This is a genomic window from Stenotrophomonas sp. SPM (genome assembly GCF_003105135.1).
Lineage (GTDB): Bacteria > Pseudomonadota > Gammaproteobacteria > Xanthomonadales > Xanthomonadaceae > Stenotrophomonas.
On record NZ_QETL01000049.1, the window covers coordinates 1 to 17766 of the forward strand.

The window sequence follows — 17766 nt, forward strand, 5'->3', positions numbered from 1 at the left end:
CTTCAAAAGCTGGCTTTCCGTGGGATGGCGGGCTGGGTCCGGTGGCAGGGGACGCCGTAAACCCGTCCATGGGGGCTTGGTCGCCGCATCCATGCGGCTCACACCCCTGCCACCGGACCCACCCCGCCTTCGACAGTTTCCTGCGGTCTGCCGGAGCACGGGGTCGCATCCCATTGCTGCGCAACGGGCTCTGACCCCGGTGATTCCGCGTGGCCGCGTTGTGCCGACCAACGGTCGGCACCTACCGGATCAGAGGCCCTGCATCAGCGCCATCTGCGCCGAATGCGGCGCTTCGTCGTGGGCCGGGGCGCGCTTGTGGTAGATGCCGTCGGCATCCAGTTCCCAGGCGTTGAGGTTGTCGTCCAGGTAGTTCTGCAGCACTTCGCGGTACACGCGCTTGGCCAGGTCCGGGTCGAGGATCGGGAAGCAGGTCTCGACGCGGCGCAGCAGGTTGCGTTCCAGCCAGTCGGCGCTGGCGCAGTACAGCTCCGGGGCGCCGTCGTTGCCGAACCAGTACACGCGGCTGTGCTCCAGGAAGCGGCCGACGATCGAGCGCACGCGGATGTTGTCCGACACGCCCGGCACGCCCGGGCGCAGGGTGCAGGCGCCACGGATGATCAGGTCGATCTGCACGCCGGCCTGCGAGGCCGCGTACAGCGCGCGCACCACCTGCGGTTCGTTCAGCGCGTTCATCTTGGCGATGATGCGCGCCGGACGACCGGCTGCAGCGATGCGCGTCTCGCGCTCGATGCGGGCGAGGATGCCGGTGTGCAGGGTGAAGGGCGACTGCAGCAGGCGCTTCAGCTTCATCTTCGAGGCCAGCCCGGACAGCTGCTGGAACAGCAGGTGCACGTCATTGCCGATGTCCGCATCGGCAGTGATCAGGCTGATGTCGGTGTACGCGCGGGCGGTACCGCTGTGGTAGTTGCCGGTGCCCAGGTGCACGTAGCGGCGCAGCTTGCGGCCTTCGCGGCGCACGATCAGCAGCATCTTGGCGTGGGTCTTGAAGCCGACCACGCCGTACACCACCTGCACGCCAGCTTCCTGCAGGCGGTCGGCCAGGCCCAGGTTGGCTTCTTCGTCAAAGCGCGCGCGCAGCTCGACCACCACCGTCACGTCCTTGCCGTTGCGAGCGGCCTGGATCAGCGCATCGACGATCAGCGAATCCTTGCCGGTGCGGTACAGGGTCTGCTTGATCGCCAGCACGTTCGGGTCCACCGCGGCCTGCTTGATCAGGTCCAGCACGGCGGTGAAGGCATCGAACGGGTGGTGCAGCAGCAGGTCCTGGCGCCGGGCGATCTCGAAGATGCCGTCGCTGTCGCGCAGGGTGCGCGGATTCATCGGCGGGTACTTCAGGTCCGGCTGCGGTACCAGGTCGTACAGCTGGATGATGCGGTTGAGGTTGACCGGGCCGTCGATGCGGTACACCGCGTTTTCGGTCAGGCCGAAGTTCTGCAGCAGGGTACGCACGATGTCCTTCGGCGTGTCCTCGGCGATCTCCAGGCGCACCGCCGGGCGGTAGCCGCGGTCGACCAGTTCATCGCGCAGGGCCAGCGCCAGGTTCTCCACTTCTTCCTCGTCCACCACCAGCTCGGAATTGCGCGTGACGCGGAACTGGTAGGCACCCTGGACTTCCAGGCCCGGGAACAGCTCGTCGACGAAGGCCGACAGCACCGAGGACAGGAACACGAAGTTCTGCCCGCCGCCCAGGCTTTCCGGCAGCTGGATGATGCGCGGCAGCGAACGCGGTGCGCGCACGATGGCCAGGTGGCCGGCGCGGCCGAACGCATCGGTGCCCTTCAGCACGACGACGATGTTCAGCGACTTGTTGAGGATCTTCGGGAACGGATGCACCGGGTCCAGGCCCAGCGGCGACAGCACCGGCATGATCTCGTTGCGGAAATACGCACGCAGCCAGCGCTTCTGCCGGTGGTTCCACGAGTGACGGCCGAGCACGCCGATGCCGGCCTCGGCCAGCGCCGGGCGCAGCGTCTCGTTCCAGCAGCGGTACTGCTGGTCCACCAGTTCGGCGGCGCGGTCATGGATGGCGTTGAGGATGGTCTGCGGGCTCATGCCGTCCGGGGCCGGCGGCAGGCCGAATTCCTGCGCGTGGCGCACGGCCGCGGCGCGGATTTCGAAGAACTCGTCGAGGTTGGTGCAGGAGATGCACATGAAGCGCAGGCGCTCCAGCAGCGGCACCTGCGGGTCCATCGCCTGTGCCAGCACGCGGAAGTTGAAATCCAGCTGGGACAGTTCGCGGTTGATGTAGAGCGCCGGGTCACGCAGCGGATCGTTGTCCGGGCTCACGGGGAGGGGGAGGGATCCGAGGCTGCTCATGGCTTCATTCTTCGATGGAGGTCAGGGGGGCGGACTCGCGCGGGCGCACGTGGTCGGCATCGAAATGACAGGAGAACACCGAGCCCTTGCCCACTTCGCTTTCGATCTCTAGCCGTGCATGGTGCAGGCCGAGGATGTGCTTGACGATGGACAGGCCCAGGCCGGTGCCACCGCTCTCGCGCGAGCGGCTGCTGGACACCCGGTAGAAACGTTCGGTCAGGCGCGGCAGGTGGGTGGCGGGAATGCCGTAGCCGCTGTCACGCACGGCCAGTACGGCGCCATCGCCCTCGCGGCGGAACTCCACCGCGATGCGGCCATCAGCCGGGGTGTAGCGCACGGCGTTGGTGACCAGGTTGGAGAACGCGCTGTGCAGTTCCTTGGTCGAGCCCAGCAGGTCCACGCCGGCCAGGTCGTCGATGCTGATCTGGTGGCGGCCCTGGCTGTGCGCCTCGGCTTCGCGGCGCAGGGTGGCCAGCATCGGCTGCATGGCCACGGTCTCCGCTTCGCTGTGTTCCTGAGATTCCAGCCGCGACAGGGTCAGCAGGTCTTCCACCAGCTGGGCCATGCGCTGGCTCTGCTTGCGCATTTCTTCCAGCATCGGGCCGGTGCCGGGGAAGTCTTCCGGATCCATCATGTCCAGGTAGCCATGCACCACGGTCAGCGGCGTGCGCAGTTCGTGCGACACGTTGGCGACGAAGTCGCGGCGCACCTGTTCCAGGCGCAGCAGCTTGCTGACGTCGCGGGCGATCAGCAGCCAGTAATCGTTGGAATAGGGGATCAGGCGCAGGTTCAGGCGGATCGCGGGGTCCACCGGCGAGGGCGCGTCGAGGATCGGTTCGGCATTGCGGCCGCCGGCCAGCCAGTGGGCCAGCGGCATCGGCTGCAGGCGTTCGACCAGAGCTTCGCCGAGGTCACCGGGGTGGTGCAGGCCGAGCAGGGCGGTGGCCGCTTCGTTGAACCACTGCACGCGCTGGCTGTTGCGGTCCAGCACCACCACCGCATCGGGCAGGGCGGCAGCGGCGGCGCGGTAGCTGCGCAGCATGTCCAGCAGGCGGCGTTTGCGCACGCGCATTTCCACCTGGTTGCGGTACAGCAGGCGGTCCAGCTCGTTCCAAACGCCGGTACCTTCCTCGGCGGTTTCCCAGCGCTGGCGCGCGGTCAGCCGCCGCAGCACGCGGCGCAGGCGCCAGTAATGCCAGGTCAGCGTGGCCAATGCGGCCAGCGCGATGCACAGCCACAGATGCCCACTGAGCCATCCGACCACGCCGGCCAGCACCAATACCGCTGCCACGGAGGCCAGCGTCTTCAACCAGGCGGAGCGGATGTGGCGGGGCATTGCGGTCTCGTCGTTGGAGGCGGCGGTTCACGCGGTGAACCGAGGGTTATAGCAGAGTTGCCGACACCGGCACCCGCGGGTGCGCGGTGCCGGCACGACGAGGCTCAGGTCGCGTTGGAGAAGCGGTAACCGGCGCCGCGCACGGTCTGCACCATGTTCTCGGCGTTGAACGGTTCCAGCGTCTTGCGCAGACGGCGGATGTGCACGTCGATGGTGCGTTCTTCCACGTACACGCTGCCGCCCCACACATGGTCCAGCAGCTGGGCGCGGGTGTAGACGCGCTCGGGGTGGGTCATGAAGAAGTGCAGCAGGCGGTATTCGGTCGGGCCGATCGGCACCGGCTGTTCGTTGGCGAACACGCGGTGGGCGGCGCCGTCGATGCGGATCGGGCCGACGGCCACGCTGCCGTCTTCGTCGTCGTCACGGGCGCGGCGCATGACCGCGCGGATGCGGGCCAGCAGTTCGCGGGCCGAGAACGGCTTGACCACGTAGTCGTCGACACCGGCTTCGAGGCCACCGACGCGATCGTTCTCTTCGCCGCGCGCGGTCAGCATGATGATCGGCACTTCGCGGGTCAGGGTTTCCTTGCGCCAGCGACGGGCCAGGTCCAGGCCACTGGTGCCGGGCAGCATCCAGTCCAGCAGGATCAGGTCGGGGACGCGGTCGGCGATCGCGGTCTGGGCCTCGCGGGCATCGCCGGCGTGGACGGGTTCGTAATCGCCCTTGCGGAGGGCGAAGGCGACCATTTCGCGGATCGCGGGCTCGTCATCGACGATCAGGATGCGTTTCTGCACGAGGATACCGTAGGGCTCGGTTACTGGAGTGGTGCCAGTAGACTACGGTTTGATGACATGTTTGTGACTGCCTGCCCGGGATCGGCGCCGATTGCCATCCCCCGGTCATGCGTCGCTCAGCGCCGGTCCAACTCCGGGTCCTGCACGCCCTGGCGGCGCAGCTCCAGCACGGTGGGAGTGATGGTCTCGATGCGCGCATCCACCCGCGCGCGGCCGACATAGTCCAGCTCGGGATTGCGCTTGAGCGCCTGCAGCTGCATCAGCGCCTGCTCCGGGCGGCCACCGAGGAAGGCTGCCTCGGCATAGGCCTCGCTGGCCCGTACGCTGTCCCCGGCCAGTTCGCTGGCACGGGCGTAGCGCTGCTGGAAAACCGGATCGTTACCGCTTTGCGACAGCAAGGGCCGCAGCATCGCCTGGGCGCGCTGGCCGGCCTCGCGTCCGCCCTGTTCATTCAGGATTTCGGCGTAGGTCAGTGCCACCGGGCGGCTGTTGGGGTGTTCGCGCAGCAGCTGTTCGAAGCGGGCGTTGGCCTGGACCGGCTGGCCGGCACGGGATTCCGCCTCGCCCAGGGCCAGGGCCACGAACAGGCTGTCCGGATGGGTCTGCAGCAGGCTGGCCAGGGCCTGCCGGGCCTGGTTGGCGCCGGCGCGGCCGCCGCGCATGGCGGCCAGGGCCTGGCCATAGCGCTGGGCGTCGGTCAGGCCGTCCTTCTGGCGCCGGGCCAGGTCGGCGTACTCGCGTTCCAGCTCCGGCGTAGTGTCGGCGCTGAGCACCCGCAGGCGCTCGCGGGCCCAGTCGAAGTCACCGCTGGCGCCGCGGCTGAGCTGGCCGATCGGCAGGCGCAGCACGCTGCTGGGCAGCAGCGGGTTGCTGCCGCGCAGCAGCGGCTCGCCCAGGCTGGGGTCGGCCGGGTTGACCCGCTCCTTGCGCTCGCCGCTGGGGGTGCTGGTGGTCAACAGCACCGTGTCCTTCTTCATCTGCTGGGCGCGGGCCTTGGCCTCGCTGATGCGGGTGGTGTTGACCGGGTGGGTCTGCAGGAAGTCGGGGGCCTGGTAGCCGCCGTCGTTGCCGCGCATGGCGGCCGACATCCGTTCGAAGAAGCCAGCCATGGCGTCCACGTCGTAGCCGCTGCGCGACAGGGTGCGGATGCCCAGACGGTCGGCCTCTGATTCGTTGGACCGGGTGTAGTTGATCTGCCGCTGCTGCATCAGGCCCATGCCGGAGCTGATCGCGGCCATGGTCGCGTTGCCGGAGGAGGAGCTGTTGCTGGCCTGGGCGGCCACCACTGCCGCCAGCATGCCCAGCAGGATCGGGATCTGGTCGCGCTGGGCCCGCTCGACCCCGCGCAGCACGTGCTGCTGGGTGACGTGGGCGATTTCATGGGACAGCACCGCCGCCACCTCGTCCTCGCGCTCGGCCGTCAGCACCAGGCCGGCGTTGACCCCGATGTAGCCGCCGAGGGTGGCAAAGGCGTTGATCTGGCGGTCCTTCATCACGAAGAACGTGTAGGACTGGCGCGGCTGGTCGCTGTTGGAGCCCAGCCGGGTGCCCATGGTCTGCAGCCAGTCGTTGACCAGCGGGTCGTCCAGCAGGTAGCCGTAGTTGCGCAGCTCGCGCAGCATCATCGCGCCGTACTCGGCCTGCCGGGCCGGGGTCAGCAGTTCGCCGGCCGACGACCCGATGTCCGGCAGCTTCTCCTGGGCCTGGGCCAGCGGCATGGCCAGGGCCAGAGTGACGGCGGTAGTCAGCAGCAGGGCTCGCAAGCGGGAGGTCCTCGGGCGGGGCGCGCCAAGCGTGGCAGAGCAGGGGGCAACCATTCGTTAATCCACAGTGTTGCGGTCGTGGCGTGGAAATTCCAGCACACCGGTACCATATATGGACCGTCGATCCATCGTGGAGTTTCCCGTGACAGACCAGCCCGCTGGCGCCTCGCCCGCCATCACCATCTATTCCACCGCCGTCTGCCCTTACTGCGTGGCGGCCAAGAACTTCCTCAAGAGCAAGGGCCAGCAGTGGACCGAGGTCCGCATCGACCTGGATCCGGTCGAGCGCGAGAAGATGATGTCCCTGACCCGCCGCACCAGCGTGCCGCAGATCTTCGTCGGTGACGTCCATGTCGGTGGCTACGACGACATGATGGCCCTGCATCGTGAAGGCAAGCTCGAGCCGCTGCTGGCCGGGCAGGGCCAGGCATGAGCGCGGCCGACGACGGCAGCAAGGACCGCATCGCCGAATTCACCGCGTTCCGCAAGCGCATGAACGAACGCATTCTGGGTGAGCCGAACCAGGTGGTGCGGCGCTTTTTCGCGCTGGACACGCAGACCTACCAGGCCGGCGCGCTGGACGTGAAGACCAAGGAGCTGCTGGGCCTGGTGGCCTCGATGGTGCTGCGCTGCGACGACTGCATCAGCTACCACGTGGCCCAGTGCAAGGAAGCCGGGGTGACCCGTGAAGAGTTCTTCGAGACCTTCTCGGTCGGCCTGGTGGTCGGCGGCTCCATCGTGATCCCGCACCTGCGGCGCGCGGTCGACTTCCTCGACCAGCTCGAAGGCGGCGCCGCCGCTCCGGAAGCGCACGAGCACTGAGGTAGCGCCGGGCCATGCCCGGCCGATACCTGAACAAACGGCCGCCGGGCATGGCCCGGCGCCACCGGACGCGCGCCGGGGCCTTCCGCGCGATCCAGCAGCCCAGGAGCCCCCTTGTTGTTCAAGGGGGCGCGCCGAAGGCGCGGGGATAAGGAGAAATGCGCGGGCAATTCTGCCTGAGCCGGGGAGTGGGACCATGGTCTATTTGGGACCTCGGCCCCGGCTCAGGCATAATTGCGGGTGAAACTTCCTTAGCGCCGGCGTTTCCGGGCACGTCCGGACGGCGTATTCCCCCCTGTTCGGAACATCGATCAATGACGCAGAAAATTACGGTCATCCGCGGCGACGGCATCGGCCCGGAAATCATGGACGCCACCCTGTTCGTCCTCGACCAGCTCAACGCTGGCCTGGAGTACGAAGATGCGGACGCCGGCCTGGTGGCCCTGGAAAAGCACGGCGACCTGATGCCGGCAGTGACCCTGGAATCGATCGCGCGCAACAAGGTCGCGCTGAAGAGCCCGCTGACCACCCCGGTCGGTGGTGGCTTCACCTCGATCAACGTCAGCCTGCGCCGCCACTTCGACCTGTACGCCAACGTGCGTCCGGCCCACACCTTCCCGAACACCAAGTCGCGTTTCAACAACGTCGACCTGATCACCGTTCGTGAGAACACCGAAGGTGCGTACCTGGCCGAAGGCCAGGAAGTCTCGGCTGACGGCGAGACCGCCTTCTCCGGCACCCGCATCACCCGCAAGGGCTCCGAGCGCATCGTGCGCTACGCCTTCGAGCTGGCCCGCAGCGTCGGCCGCAAGAAGGTCACCGCCGTGCACAAGGCCAACATCATCAAGTCGACCTCGGGCCTGTTCCTGAACGTCGCCCGTGAAGTGGCCGCGCAGTACCCGGACATCGAGTTCCAGGAAATGATCGTCGACAACTGCTGCATGCAGCTGGTAATGCGTCCGGAACAGTTCGACGTGATCGTGACCACCAATCTGTTCGGCGACATCATCTCCGACCTGTGCGCCGGCCTCGTCGGCGGCCTGGGCCTGGCCCCGGGTGCCAACATCGGCAAGGACGCGGCGATCTTCGAAGCCGTGCACGGCACCGCGCCGGACATCGCCGGCCAGGGCAAGGCCAACCCGTGCGCGCTGCTGCTGGCAGCTGCACAGATGCTGGACCATGTCGGCCAGCCGGAAAACGCCGAGCGCCTGCGCAAGGCCATCGTGGCCACCATGGAAGCCAAGGATTCGCTGACCGGCGACCTCGGCGGCACCGGTACCACCATGAGCTTCGCCCAGGCCATCGCCAGCCGCCTGTAAGCGGCCGGCGCTCCCGCTGGAGATCGCCCTGGGCGACGTCCAGCCGGGGAGGCACAGCGTTGAAGACGGGCCGTCCTTGTACGGCCCGTCTGCGTTTTCAACCGCGGGTTTTCACCGACAGGATGTTTGCAGATGCCTGAGGCGGCCGTGTGGGTCGTGGCGGCCGTTGCCGTCTATGCCATCGGCGTGGCGATCTACGCCACCTTGTACTGGCCGTGGTCCCGCGCCCAGCGTGCGCTGCGCCACCTGCGCAGGCATGGGGTGCCTCTCCGCAGCCTGCGCGAGAGCGAGGCGCGCCTCCTGCAGTTGATCGAGTTTCCGGCGGGGTTGCCGGTGTATCTGCTCGAAGGCAGCTGCGCGGCGTTTGTTGTCAGGGGCAGGTCCCCTCCGGCCCAACATGTGCAGACGCTGGCTGGCGTGCCGGTGAAGTATCCGGCGGGCCTCGCACATGCCGTGCGCGCGGGAAGCAATACCGCCGAAGTGGTGCTGGGGCGCGACCACGCGATGATCGTGCGGCTCAATGGGGTCAAGGTGCCCTCGTAGGGTCGAGCCGTGCTCGACTACGCAAGGCCAGTCGAGCATGGCTCGACCCTACAGTGCGTTTTCTGCACAGATCATGTGTTGTTGCACGGCTGGTTCGTGCGCCATCCGCTCCGCATCCTGTGCCCCCTTCCCACCGCACAGGAGTCGCCCCATGAACCTTTCCGCCTTCGGCCTGGCCAGCCTGATCGGGATGGCCGCCGCCGCGTACCTGGCCCGGCACGGCCTGCCGCGGCAGGTCACCAACCTGCAGCAGCACACGCTGCTGGGCTTCAGCCCGACCGGGGCCGGTGCGCCGTGGCAGGGGCCGCGCGGCGCCACCGCCAGCATCGAGGCCGGCCAGCGCCTGCGCGTGGATGCCACGCCCGCGCTGCATGCGGCGGTAATGGCGGGCATAGGCATCAGTCTGTTTACTGCGTTGACCGTGCAGGAGGACCTGCGCAGCGGTCGCCTGACCCGCGTGCTGCCGGCCTGGAAGGGCGGGCAACGTCGCTACTTCGCGCTGTACCCGCGTGCGCGTGCACTGGCGCCGAAGGTGCGCGCGCTGGTCGATCACCTGGCCACGCACTACGCTGGGCGGACGGGCGGGGCAGGCTAGCCACGCCATGGCAACGAGGAGCGTGATGGATCCGGTCTATCTGCTGGTGGCGGTCGGTGCGATCGTCGCCGGCTTCGTGCAGGGCCTTTCCGGATTCGCATTCGGCATGGTGGCAATGTCCTTCTGGGCCTGGGGGCTGGATCCGCGGTTGGCCGCTGCGCTGTCGGTGTTCGGTGCGCTGACCGGGCAGCTGCTGGCGGTGTTCACCGTGCGCCGCGGCTTCAACCTGCGCCTGCTGCTGCCGTTCGTGGTGGGTGGCCTGGCCGGCATTCCGCTGGGCGTGCTGGTGCTGCCGCAGCTGGACATGGCCTGGTTCAAGGCCTTGCTGGGTGGGTTTCTGGCGGTGTGGTGCCCGGTGATGCTGAGGGTGCGCCGGCTGCCGCCGATCACGGTGGGCGGCCGCATTGGCGACGCCGTGGCGGGTATGGCCGGCGGCGTGCTCAGTGGCATCGGTGGCTTTGCCGGGCCGGTGCCGACGCTGTGGAGCACGCTACGCGGCTTCGCCAAGGACGAGCAGCGCGCGGTCATCCAGAACTTCAACCTGGCCATGCTGGCGGTGACCATGGCCACCTATGTCGGCAACGGCATGATCACCCGGCAGATGCTGCCGTACTTCGCCATCGTGGCCCCGGCCATGCTGTTGCCGACCCTGCTGGGCGCGCGCCTGTACATCGGCATCAGTGAAGCGCGCTTCCGGCAGATCGTGCTGGGCCTGCTGACCGCCTCCGGCATCGCCCTGCTGTGCTCGGCGCTGCCGGTGCTGCTGTCGCGTTGAGGCTCAGGCCGGGCGGAACATGCGGAAGCGCTGTTCGGCGCTGACCCGGAAATAATCGGCCGGGCCGCCACCGCGCAGGATCGGGTCGGCCGCAGCGGTGTCGTAAATGCCATCGACCAGCAGCCGCGCATCGATATGCACCGCCACTACCTCGCCCAGCACCAGCCAGCCGTTGGTGTCCTGGCCGGCGGCATCGCGCAGGCGCACGATCTGGGTGCAGCGGCATTCCATGCTGACCGGGCTCTGTGCCACGCGCGGCGGGCGCACCTGGGTGGACGCCAGCGGTGTCAGTCCGGCCAGGCTGAACTCATCGACCTCCGGCGCGACCGCGCGGCAGCTTTCGTTCATCGCCTCGGCCAGGTCGAACGTGGCCAGGTTCCAGACGAATTCGCCGGTGGCCTCGATGTTGTGCAGCGAGTCTTTCCGCCCCTGGCTGGAGAAGCCGATGATCGGCGGGGTGTAGTTGAAGGCGTTGAAGAAGCTGTAGGGCGCCAGGTTCAGGGCGCCGTCGGCGGCGCAGCTGGAGATCCAGCCGATCGGGCGCGGGCCGATGATGGCGTTGAACGGGTCGTGCGGCAGGCGGTGGCCGTCGGCGGGGCGGTAGCTGTGGAAGGTGTCGGGCATGGGGTGGGGGTTCCGTAGGGTCGAGCGTGCTCGACTGCTTTCTGTAGAGCCGAGCCCATGCTCGGCTGCTTTTTACGCCAAGAGCGGCCGAGCATGGGCTTGGCTCTACCGCCTCTCCGGTTTACGAAAAAGCCGCGACCCTCGCGGATCGCGGCTTGTCGATTGCAGCTTGATCGGGCTCAGCGCTGCTGGATCTTCGACAGCAGGCGCAGGAACTCCACGTACAGCCAGACCAGGGTCACCATCAGGCCGAATGCGCCATACCACTCCATGTACTTCGGTGCGCGCTGGGCCACGCCGGTTTCGATGAAGTCGAAATCCAGCACCAGGTTCAGCGCGGCCACCACCACCACGAACAGGCTGAAGGCGATGCCCAGCCAGCTGGCGTCATGGATCATCGGCACGTTGATGTTGAAGAAGCCCAGCACGAACGAGGCCAGGTAGAGCAGGGCGATGCCGCCGGTGGCGGCGACGACGCCCAGCTTGAAGTTCTCGGTGGCCTTGATCAGGCCGCTGCGGTAGGCGAACAGCAGGGCGAACAGGGTGCCGAAGGTCAGCAGCACTGCCTGGAACACGATGCCCGGGAACTTCATGTTGAACACGGCCGAGATGGCGCCCAGGAACAGGCCTTCCACCAGCGCGTACATCGGCGCGGTGACCGGCGACCATTCCTTCTTGAAGATGGTGATCAGCGCCAGCACCAGGCCGCCGATCGCGCCGCCCATGGCGTACAGCTTGGCGCTGGCCATCACCTGGCCGTAGTCGTTGATCGACTGGTTCCAGGCGAAGGCGGCGGTCAGCACGGTCAGCAGCAACAGGATGCCGGTCTTGTTGACGGTGCCGTTGAGGGTCATCGCCTGGTCGGGGTGGGTCACCACCGAGCCGCTGGCCAGGTCGAGGAAAGTCGACTCGGAAAGAGCCGGGTTGCCGCTGCGCATGCGAAATCTCCGTGCGAAAGATGGGGTTACGGCCATCCGGCCGACTGCAGGGAGCATAGCCGATGGCGGCGTACGGTGGTGTGGCAGGGCTGCGCCGGCAGGCCCGCCGCGTTGACAGGCTGCGCTGCGCTTGTTCACAATGACCAGCTCCCCGGGCCCTGCCCGAGGGGATTGCAACACCGGGGTATAGCGCAGTCTGGTAGCGCGCCTGCTTTGGGAGCAGGATGTCGGGGGTTCGAATCCCTCTACCCCGACCAATCCCACTACGTCGGATTGGACGCCGTTCCGGTTCGGGCGCCCGTAGCTCAACTGGATAGAGCACCGGCCTTCTAAGCCGGCGGTTACAGGTTCGATTCCTGTCGGGCGCGCCATTGGCACGACATGCAGGGCAATGCTGACGGACGTGAAGAAGTGCTTGCAAAAGCACGAAGACTCCACCAGAATGTCGGACTCGCTTCGGCGGACACGAACTTCGGTGAAGGTCCTCGGGCAACGCATCAGGCTCCAGCGCCAGAAGATCGGCGATGAAGCAAACGTTTCAGTGGTGGCTGTAGCTCAGTTGGTTAGAGTACCGGATTGTGATTCCGGTGGTCGGGGGTTCGAATCCCCTCAGCCACCCCACTGTTTCAACCGCATCGGCAACGCCGACACGGTATTGCAATAAACAGAATGCACGCTACAATGTGCGTATGAGTTTCACGGGCTGTTAGCTCAGTTGGTAGAGCAGTTGACTCTTAATCAATAGGTCCAAGGTTCGAATCCTTGACAGCCCACCAAGACGGAAGCCACCTGGTATGCCAGGTGGCTTTTTTCTTCAGCTAGTGCGGTACCCGGAGCAGCGCCGACGTCGACGATAGTTGAACGAAGTGCTTGCATCCCCCAGGCGGATGGGGTCATAATTCGCGCCCCGATTTCGGGCTGTTAGCTCAGTTGGTAGAGCAGTTGACTCTTAATCAATAGGTCCAAGGTTCGAATCCTTGACAGCCCACCAGACGAAAGCCACTTGGTCCGCCAAGTGGCTTTTTTCTTGCCTGCGATCGGGCGGTTCGCGTGATCGGGACGCATCCACGCATGGCGTGGATCTACCGATCAATCGGCGCGTCATATCTACGCATGGCGCGGATCTACTGAAGCGATGCTTAAAACTGTGTTACATGCGTCATCAGTGTTTTCAGTGCTGTGCGCTGCATCTCACCGGCGGCGCTTCGCATCACTCCCAATGGATGTTCCGCGCGAGAAGCGCATGCATGTGGAGTGAGACTTGATGATTGCAACGAACAGGAATGCAGGGCTGATCGTGTCCGGCGTGCTGCTGCTCGCATTGGTGGGGTGTAAGCCTGCTGAGCCGCCTGCAGCCAGCGACGACCACGCGCAGACCGTACCGCGTGATGCCGATACGGCCAGCGTGGCGGCGCAGCCGGCCATGCCCTCGGAGAACGTTGGAACGACCGAGGCGGTTGAAATCACCCGCGCGGACGATGGATCCTCGATGCAGCTGCGCAAGGTCGATGCATCCGATCCGCCATCGGCGGCCGAGCCCGCGCAGCCGGCCGAACCCGCGCACTGAGCCTGTCGGGCCCGGTGTGGTTCAGACCATCCGGGCCCTTGCGAACGACGTGCGAAGGTTGCGCAGGCTTCGTCCGCTTTCGTAGACAAGCAGTGGCAGCCCCCAGCTCAACACCAGCAGGCTGGGTACCATCACCAGCGGCGATGCCAGCTGCATCAGTGCCGGTACCAGCAGGAACAGGCGAAACACTGCAGGAGAGAGCGTCACCAGATAGCTGCGCAGCATCCAGCGCCGATGTGCGTCGACCTCGCCGTGGCGGATCGTGCGGTAGCCGCGCAATGAAGTGATCAGCCAGGCAAGACCGGTGGCGGCAAAACGTGCAGCCACAACCAGCTGCGCCGGTCCCAGAACATGCCGTAGGCCTCCGGCGTCACCTGCACATAGCGTTGCGCGGTAACCCACAGAAAGTGGCCGGCCACGGCCAGGCCCAACAGCCAGAAGGCGGCCTTCCACCCGGCGCTCGAGGTGCGCGGGGAGGGCGGGGCGGTGCTGATGTGCTCCATCGGGACGTCCCGCCGGGGCAATCCCGTGAGCCTGCGCGATATGCGAGGGAATTCGCATTCAGCTTTGTCATGCCTTTCGCTTTCCAGTCCCGCCTGCGACAATGAACCCCTGTGCCGGCCACGCGAAAGTGGCGGAATTGGTAGACGCCCTGGATTTAGGTTCCAGTGTCGCAAGGCGTGGGGGTTCGAGTCCCCCCTTTCGCACCAGTGCCGGCCTGTCTCCGCCCTGATCGGGCCGCCGACGGACCCTTGACCGCCACGCGCTGGCAGTGCAGGCCGAATTGGGCGAAACTAAAGGGCTGCGGCAAGCAGGCGCGTCCCAGACGTCGTGTCCTTACAACCGTTTCATCCCAATCATCGAGCCGGGGGCGTGGGCCACCGGTGGCAGGAGTCAACATGCAAGCTTCGATCGAAACCATCGGCAACCTGGAACGCCGCCTGAGCTTCTCGCTGCCGGAAGACCGTCTGCAGAGCCACATCAACGGGCGCCTGGGCGAAATCGCCCGTACCACCCGCATCAAGGGCTTCCGCCCGGGCAAGGTGCCGGCCAAGGTGATCGAGCAGCGCTTCGGCGCGCAGGTCCGTGGCGAGGCGCTGGACGGCCTGCTGCGCGAAACCTTCGATGCCGCCGTGCGTGAGCACGACCTGCGCATCGTCGGCAGCCCGCGCATCGACAAGGGCGAAGAGGGTGAATTCTCCTTCGTCGCCACCGTGGAAGTGGTGCCGGACTTCGGCGACATCGACGTCAGCAAGCTGACCGTGGTGCGTCACACCGCTGAGATCACCGACGCCGACATCGACCAGATGATCGAGAACCTGCAGAACCAGCGTCGTACCTGGGCCCCGGTCACCCGTGGCGCGCAGGACGGCGACCTGGTCGCGCTGGAAACCTGGTCGCAGGCCGGCGAAGAGCGCCTGCCGGCCGAAGGCACTGAGAAGGGTTCGATCGTGCTCGGCCAGGGCATGATGTTCGAAACCATCGAAAAGGGCCTGGTCGGCCTGGCCAAGGGCGAAGAGAAGACCCTGGACGTCGAGTTCCCGGCTGACTGGCGCGTGCCGGTGCTGGCCGGCAAGACCGTGCAGGTCACCGTCAAGGTCGTCGAGGTGTCCGAGCCGGTCGTGCCGGCCGTCGATGAGGCCTTCATCAAGAGCTTCGGCGTGAAGGGGGGTGACGTCGAGCAGTTCCGCAGCGACATCCGCGCCAACCTGGAGCGCGAGCTGAAGGGCGCCCTGATGAACCGCCTGCGCCGCGAAGTGGGCGAGCAGCTGATCGCCGCCTATTCGTCGGTGGAAATGCCGCCGCGCCTGGTCGAGAACGAAGCCCGCGCCATGCTGGCCCAGCAGGTCGAGCAGGCCCGCCGCAACGGCCAGAACGTCGGTGACGTCCCGGCCGATGCCCACGAAGGCTTCAAGGACGCGGCCGCCAAGCGTGTGCTGGTCGGCCTGGTGGTGGGCGAAGTGGCCCGCACCAACGACCTGCGCCTGGAACCCAAGCGCCTGAATGAAACGATGCGTCTGATCGCTTCGACCTACGAAGAGCCGGAACAGGTCATTGAGATGTACCGCAACGACCCCCAGCTGATGTCTGGTCTGCAGAACCGTGTGATGGAAGAGCAGGTGATCGACTGGATCGCCGAGCGCGCCCAGCACACCGAAGAAAAGCTGTCGTTCCAGGACGCGATCCGCCAGTAATACGAGGCGGATCTCCCCATACCCCGCGCCTGCACCGGCGCGGGGGTGTTTCCCCCCAAGACAGGTACCTCACGAAATGGACAACCGGACCAAAGCCCTGAACATGGTTCCCATGGTGGTCGAGCAGACCAGCCGCGGCGAGCGTGCCTACGACATCTATTCGCGCCTGTTGAAGGAGCGCCTGATCTTCCTCGTGGGCCCGATCGACGATCACATGGCCAACGTGGTGGTGGCGCAGCTGCTGTTCCTGGAAGCGGAAAACCCGGAAAAGGACATCAGCATTTACATCAACTCGCCGGGTGGCGTGGTCACCGCCGGCATGGCGATCTACGACACCATGCAGTACATCAAGCCGGACGTGAGCACCATCTGCGTCGGCCAGGCCGCCTCGATGGGCGCCCTGCTGCTGGCCTCGGGTGCTGCCGGCAAGCGTTATGCGCTGCCGAACTCGCGCGTGATGATCCACCAGCCGCTGGGCGGCTTCCAGGGCCAAGCCACGGACATCGACATCCATGCCCGTGAAATCCTGACCCTGCGTTCGCGCCTGAACGAAGTGCTGGCCAAGCACACCGGCCAGTCGCTGGAGACGATCGCCCGCGACACCGAGCGCGACAACTTCAAGAGCGCGGTCGACTCGGTGGCCTATGGCCTGGTCGACCAAGTGCTGGAGCGTCGTCCGGAAGAGTCGATCCAGGCCGGTTGATCGGCCACACGGGGCCAGGGAGGCCCCGTTCCTGCAGGGTCGGACCGGGACTGGTGTCCCTCCGGCCCTGTGCTATTCTCGAATCGAACCCCCGTTCAGCGGGTGGGGTAACTGGGTAAGCGAAGCATGAGCGAAGACCGCCAAGGTCGTTCCACGGACACCGGCAAGATCCTCTACTGCTCTTTCTGCGGAAAGAGCCAGCATGAAGTGCGCAAGCTTATTGCGGGTCCGAGCGTGTTCATCTGCGATGAATGCGTGGAGCTGTGCAACGACATCATCCGTGAAGAACTCGAGGAAAAGGCGCAGTCGGCGCGCAGTTCGCTGCCCAAGCCGCGCGAGATCCTCGAGGTGCTCGACCAGTACGTGATTGGCCAGAACCGGGCCAAGCGCACCCTGGCCGTGGCCGTCTACAACCACTACAAGCGGATCGAGAGCCGGCAGAAGAACGATGAGGTCGAGCTGGCCAAGTCGAACATCCTGCTGGTCGGCCCGACCGGCTCGGGCAAGACGCTGCTGGCCGAAACCCTGGCCCGCCTGCTCAACGTGCCGTTCACCATGGCCGACGCCACCACGCTGACCGAAGCCGGTTACGTGGGCGAGGACGTGGAGAACATCATCCAGAAGCTGCTGCAGAAGTGCGACTACGACGTCGAGAAGGCACAGCAGGGCATCGTCTACATCGATGAAATCGACAAGATCTCGCGCAAGAGCGAGAACCCGTCGATCACCCGCGATGTGTCCGGCGAAGGCGTCCAGCAGGCCCTGCTGAAGCTGATCGAAGGCACCGTGGCCAGCGTTCCGCCGCAGGGCGGCCGCAAGCACCCGCAGCAGGAATTCCTGCAGGTGGACACCAAGAACATCCTGTTCATCTGTGGCGGCGCGTTTGCCGGCCTGGACAAGGTGATCCAGCAGCGTTCCAACGACGCCGGCGGCATCGGCTTCGGCGCCAAGGTGAAGAGTGCCGAGCGCAAGGTGGAAGTGGGCAAGGTGCTGGCTGAAGTCGAGCCGGAAGACCTGATCAAGTTCGGGCTGATCCCCGAATTCGTCGGCCGCCTGCCGGTGGTGGCGACCCTGGAGGAGCTGGACGAGCCGGCCCTGATCAAGATCCTGACCGAGCCGAAGAACGCCATCACCAAGCAGTTCAAGAAGCTGTTCGAGATGGAGAACGTCGAGCTCGAGTTCCGTCCGGACGCGCTGTCGGCCATTGCCAGGAAGGCGCTCAAGCGCAAGACCGGCGCCCGTGGCCTGCGTACCATCGTCGAATCGGTCCTGCTGGACACCATGTACGACCTTCCCTCGCAGGAAAACGTCAGCAAGGTGGTCGTGGATGAATCGGTGATCGAGCACAAGTCCGAGCCGTACCTGATCTACCAGACCCCGGCGGCCCCTGAACAGAAGGCCGCAGGCGCCGAGTGATCCTTTCAACTTTTTGATTTGAAAGGATTTTCAACGAAC

At 66.2% G+C, this 17766-nt stretch carries 17 protein-coding genes, 6 tRNA genes and 1 pseudogene; 16 read left to right on the forward strand and 8 right to left on the reverse strand.

Going from position 1 to position 17766, the window contains the following annotated elements; genetic code table 11:
* Positions 1-249: 249 nt before the first annotated feature.
* The 4 genes from ppk1 to DCO49_RS11750 form a co-directional block, all read right to left on the reverse strand.
* Entirely contained in the window at positions 250-2337 is a 2088-nt protein-coding gene (gene ppk1 / locus DCO49_RS11735; protein ID WP_116864193.1) for a polyphosphate kinase 1, read from the reverse strand.
* A 4-nt stretch (positions 2338-2341) separates the two neighbouring features.
* On the reverse strand, positions 2342-3673 hold the full coding sequence (gene phoR, locus DCO49_RS11740) for a phosphate regulon sensor histidine kinase PhoR (protein ID WP_116864194.1): 1332 nt from the start codon (positions 3671-3673) through the stop codon (positions 2342-2344).
* Between the two features lie 104 nt (positions 3674-3777).
* The gene (phoB, locus tag DCO49_RS11745; RefSeq protein ID WP_108767888.1) at positions 3778-4467 is read right to left on the reverse strand and encodes a phosphate regulon transcriptional regulator PhoB; all 690 of its coding nucleotides are present in this window, start codon (positions 4465-4467) and stop codon (positions 3778-3780) included.
* Positions 4468-4583: 116 nt separating this feature from the next.
* Positions 4584-6284: a M48 family metalloprotease gene (locus DCO49_RS11750; RefSeq protein WP_207776482.1), complete on the reverse strand. Its 1701-nt coding sequence runs from the start codon at positions 6282-6284 to the stop codon at positions 4584-4586.
* Positions 6285-6372: 88 nt separating this feature from the next.
* On the opposite strand from DCO49_RS11750, the gene grxC reads away from it, so the two are divergent.
* The 6 genes and pseudogenes from grxC to DCO49_RS11780 all read left to right on the forward strand — a co-directional run bounded on the left by grxC (position 6373) and on the right by DCO49_RS11780 (position 10284).
* Positions 6373-6663: a glutaredoxin 3 gene (gene grxC / locus DCO49_RS11755; RefSeq protein WP_108770618.1), complete on the forward strand. Its 291-nt coding sequence runs from the start codon at positions 6373-6375 to the stop codon at positions 6661-6663.
* Positions 6660-7052: a carboxymuconolactone decarboxylase family protein gene (locus tag DCO49_RS11760; protein WP_053519434.1), complete on the forward strand. Its 393-nt coding sequence runs from the start codon at positions 6660-6662 to the stop codon at positions 7050-7052. The genes grxC and DCO49_RS11760 overlap by 4 nt, the downstream gene beginning before the upstream one ends.
* 314 nt (positions 7053-7366) lie before the next feature.
* On the forward strand, positions 7367-8371 hold the full coding sequence (locus DCO49_RS11765) for an isocitrate dehydrogenase (RefSeq protein WP_108767891.1): 1005 nt from the start codon (positions 7367-7369) through the stop codon (positions 8369-8371).
* A gap of 132 nt (positions 8372-8503) precedes the next feature.
* Positions 8504-8914 (forward strand): hypothetical protein, encoded by a 411-nt coding sequence (locus DCO49_RS11770; protein ID WP_116864196.1) that lies wholly within the window; start codon positions 8504-8506, stop codon positions 8912-8914.
* A 172-nt stretch (positions 8915-9086) separates the two neighbouring features.
* Positions 9087-9509 (forward strand): annotated as a pseudogene (locus tag DCO49_RS11775) (LysR substrate-binding domain-containing protein); the annotation flags it as partial.
* 25 nt (positions 9510-9534) lie between these two features.
* Positions 9535-10284 carry a sulfite exporter TauE/SafE family protein gene (locus tag DCO49_RS11780; RefSeq protein WP_116864197.1) on the forward strand — a complete coding sequence of 250 codons (750 nt, stop codon included), beginning with the start codon at positions 9535-9537 and terminating at the stop codon, positions 10282-10284.
* Between the two features lie 3 nt (positions 10285-10287).
* Here the strand turns inward: DCO49_RS11780 and DCO49_RS11785 are convergent, their stop codons facing one another.
* Together DCO49_RS11785 and DCO49_RS11790 are read right to left on the reverse strand one after the other, a co-directional pair.
* Positions 10288-10908: a flavin reductase family protein gene (locus tag DCO49_RS11785; RefSeq protein WP_108767896.1), complete on the reverse strand. Its 621-nt coding sequence runs from the start codon at positions 10906-10908 to the stop codon at positions 10288-10290.
* A 179-nt stretch (positions 10909-11087) separates the two neighbouring features.
* Positions 11088-11846 (reverse strand): Bax inhibitor-1/YccA family protein, encoded by a 759-nt coding sequence (locus tag DCO49_RS11790; RefSeq protein WP_159097476.1) that lies wholly within the window; start codon positions 11844-11846, stop codon positions 11088-11090.
* Positions 11847-12026: 180 nt separating this feature from the next.
* On the opposite strand from DCO49_RS11790, the gene DCO49_RS11795 reads away from it, so the two are divergent.
* The 6 genes from DCO49_RS11795 to DCO49_RS11820 all read left to right on the forward strand — a co-directional run bounded on the left by DCO49_RS11795 (position 12027) and on the right by DCO49_RS11820 (position 13413).
* Positions 12027-12103 (forward strand) — tRNA-Pro (locus DCO49_RS11795).
* 37 nt (positions 12104-12140) lie between these two features.
* Positions 12141-12217: transfer RNA gene (locus DCO49_RS11800), tRNA-Arg, on the forward strand.
* Positions 12218-12390: 173 nt separating this feature from the next.
* Positions 12391-12467: transfer RNA gene (locus tag DCO49_RS11805), tRNA-His, on the forward strand.
* A gap of 79 nt (positions 12468-12546) precedes the next feature.
* Positions 12547-12622, forward strand: a tRNA-Lys gene (locus DCO49_RS11810).
* Between the two features lie 139 nt (positions 12623-12761).
* Positions 12762-12837 (forward strand) — tRNA-Lys (locus tag DCO49_RS11815).
* A 273-nt stretch (positions 12838-13110) separates the two neighbouring features.
* Positions 13111-13413, forward strand: a complete 303-nt coding sequence (locus DCO49_RS11820) for a hypothetical protein (RefSeq protein WP_133249425.1) — start codon at positions 13111-13113, stop codon at positions 13411-13413.
* A gap of 21 nt (positions 13414-13434) precedes the next feature.
* Here the strand turns inward: DCO49_RS11820 and DCO49_RS11825 are convergent, their stop codons facing one another.
* Positions 13435-13740, reverse strand: coding sequence for a DUF2306 domain-containing protein (locus tag DCO49_RS11825; protein WP_343126027.1), 306 nt, complete (start codon positions 13738-13740; stop codon positions 13435-13437).
* On the reverse strand, positions 13701-13916 hold the full coding sequence (locus DCO49_RS20550) for a hypothetical protein (RefSeq protein ID WP_243402728.1): 216 nt from the start codon (positions 13914-13916) through the stop codon (positions 13701-13703). Before DCO49_RS20550 ends, DCO49_RS11825 begins: the two co-directional genes overlap by 40 nt.
* Before the next feature lie 122 nt (positions 13917-14038).
* Between DCO49_RS20550 and DCO49_RS11830 the strand changes: the two genes are divergently transcribed.
* From DCO49_RS11830 to clpX, 4 genes are all read left to right on the forward strand, one after another.
* Positions 14039-14123 (forward strand) — tRNA-Leu (locus tag DCO49_RS11830).
* A 189-nt stretch (positions 14124-14312) separates the two neighbouring features.
* Positions 14313-15608, forward strand: a complete 1296-nt coding sequence (gene tig, locus DCO49_RS11835; RefSeq protein WP_116864201.1) for a trigger factor — start codon at positions 14313-14315, stop codon at positions 15606-15608.
* Positions 15609-15684: 76 nt separating this feature from the next.
* Positions 15685-16311 (forward strand): ATP-dependent Clp endopeptidase proteolytic subunit ClpP, encoded by a 627-nt coding sequence (gene clpP / locus DCO49_RS11840; protein WP_079220811.1) that lies wholly within the window; start codon positions 15685-15687, stop codon positions 16309-16311.
* Between the two features lie 126 nt (positions 16312-16437).
* On the forward strand, positions 16438-17727 hold the full coding sequence (gene clpX / locus DCO49_RS11845; RefSeq protein WP_108758290.1) for an ATP-dependent Clp protease ATP-binding subunit ClpX: 1290 nt from the start codon (positions 16438-16440) through the stop codon (positions 17725-17727).
* Positions 17728-17766: the final 39 nt, after the last annotated feature.

Bases quoted from the DNA above. Each gene is read 5' to 3' on its own strand.
- DCO49_RS11765 (WP_108767891.1), top strand. From the start codon at position 7,367: ATGACGCAGAAAATTACGGTCATCCGCGGCGACGGCATCGGCCCGGAA.
- DCO49_RS11780 (WP_116864197.1), top strand. From the start codon at position 9,535: ATGGATCCGGTCTATCTGCTGGTGGCGGTCGGTGCGATCGTCGCCGGC.
- DCO49_RS11760 (WP_053519434.1), top strand. From the start codon at position 6,660: ATGAGCGCGGCCGACGACGGCAGCAAGGACCGCATCGCCGAATTCACC.
- clpX (WP_108758290.1), top strand. From the start codon at position 16,438: ATGAGCGAAGACCGCCAAGGTCGTTCCACGGACACCGGCAAGATCCTC.
- ppk1 (WP_116864193.1), bottom strand. From the start codon at position 2,337: ATGAGCAGCCTCGGATCCCTCCCCCTCCCCGTGAGCCCGGACAACGAT.
- DCO49_RS11820 (WP_133249425.1), top strand. From the start codon at position 13,111: ATGATTGCAACGAACAGGAATGCAGGGCTGATCGTGTCCGGCGTGCTG.
- DCO49_RS11750 (WP_207776482.1), bottom strand. From the start codon at position 6,284: ATGGTTGCCCCCTGCTCTGCCACGCTTGGCGCGCCCCGCCCGAGGACC.
- phoR (WP_116864194.1), bottom strand. From the start codon at position 3,673: ATGCCCCGCCACATCCGCTCCGCCTGGTTGAAGACGCTGGCCTCCGTG.
- DCO49_RS11785 (WP_108767896.1), bottom strand. From the start codon at position 10,908: ATGCCCGACACCTTCCACAGCTACCGCCCCGCCGACGGCCACCGCCTG.
- tig (WP_116864201.1), top strand. From the start codon at position 14,313: ATGCAAGCTTCGATCGAAACCATCGGCAACCTGGAACGCCGCCTGAGC.
- DCO49_RS11770 (WP_116864196.1), top strand. From the start codon at position 8,504: ATGCCTGAGGCGGCCGTGTGGGTCGTGGCGGCCGTTGCCGTCTATGCC.
- DCO49_RS20550 (WP_243402728.1), bottom strand. From the start codon at position 13,916: ATGGAGCACATCAGCACCGCCCCGCCCTCCCCGCGCACCTCGAGCGCC.
- DCO49_RS11790 (WP_159097476.1), bottom strand. From the start codon at position 11,846: ATGCGCAGCGGCAACCCGGCTCTTTCCGAGTCGACTTTCCTCGACCTG.
- clpP (WP_079220811.1), top strand. From the start codon at position 15,685: ATGGACAACCGGACCAAAGCCCTGAACATGGTTCCCATGGTGGTCGAG.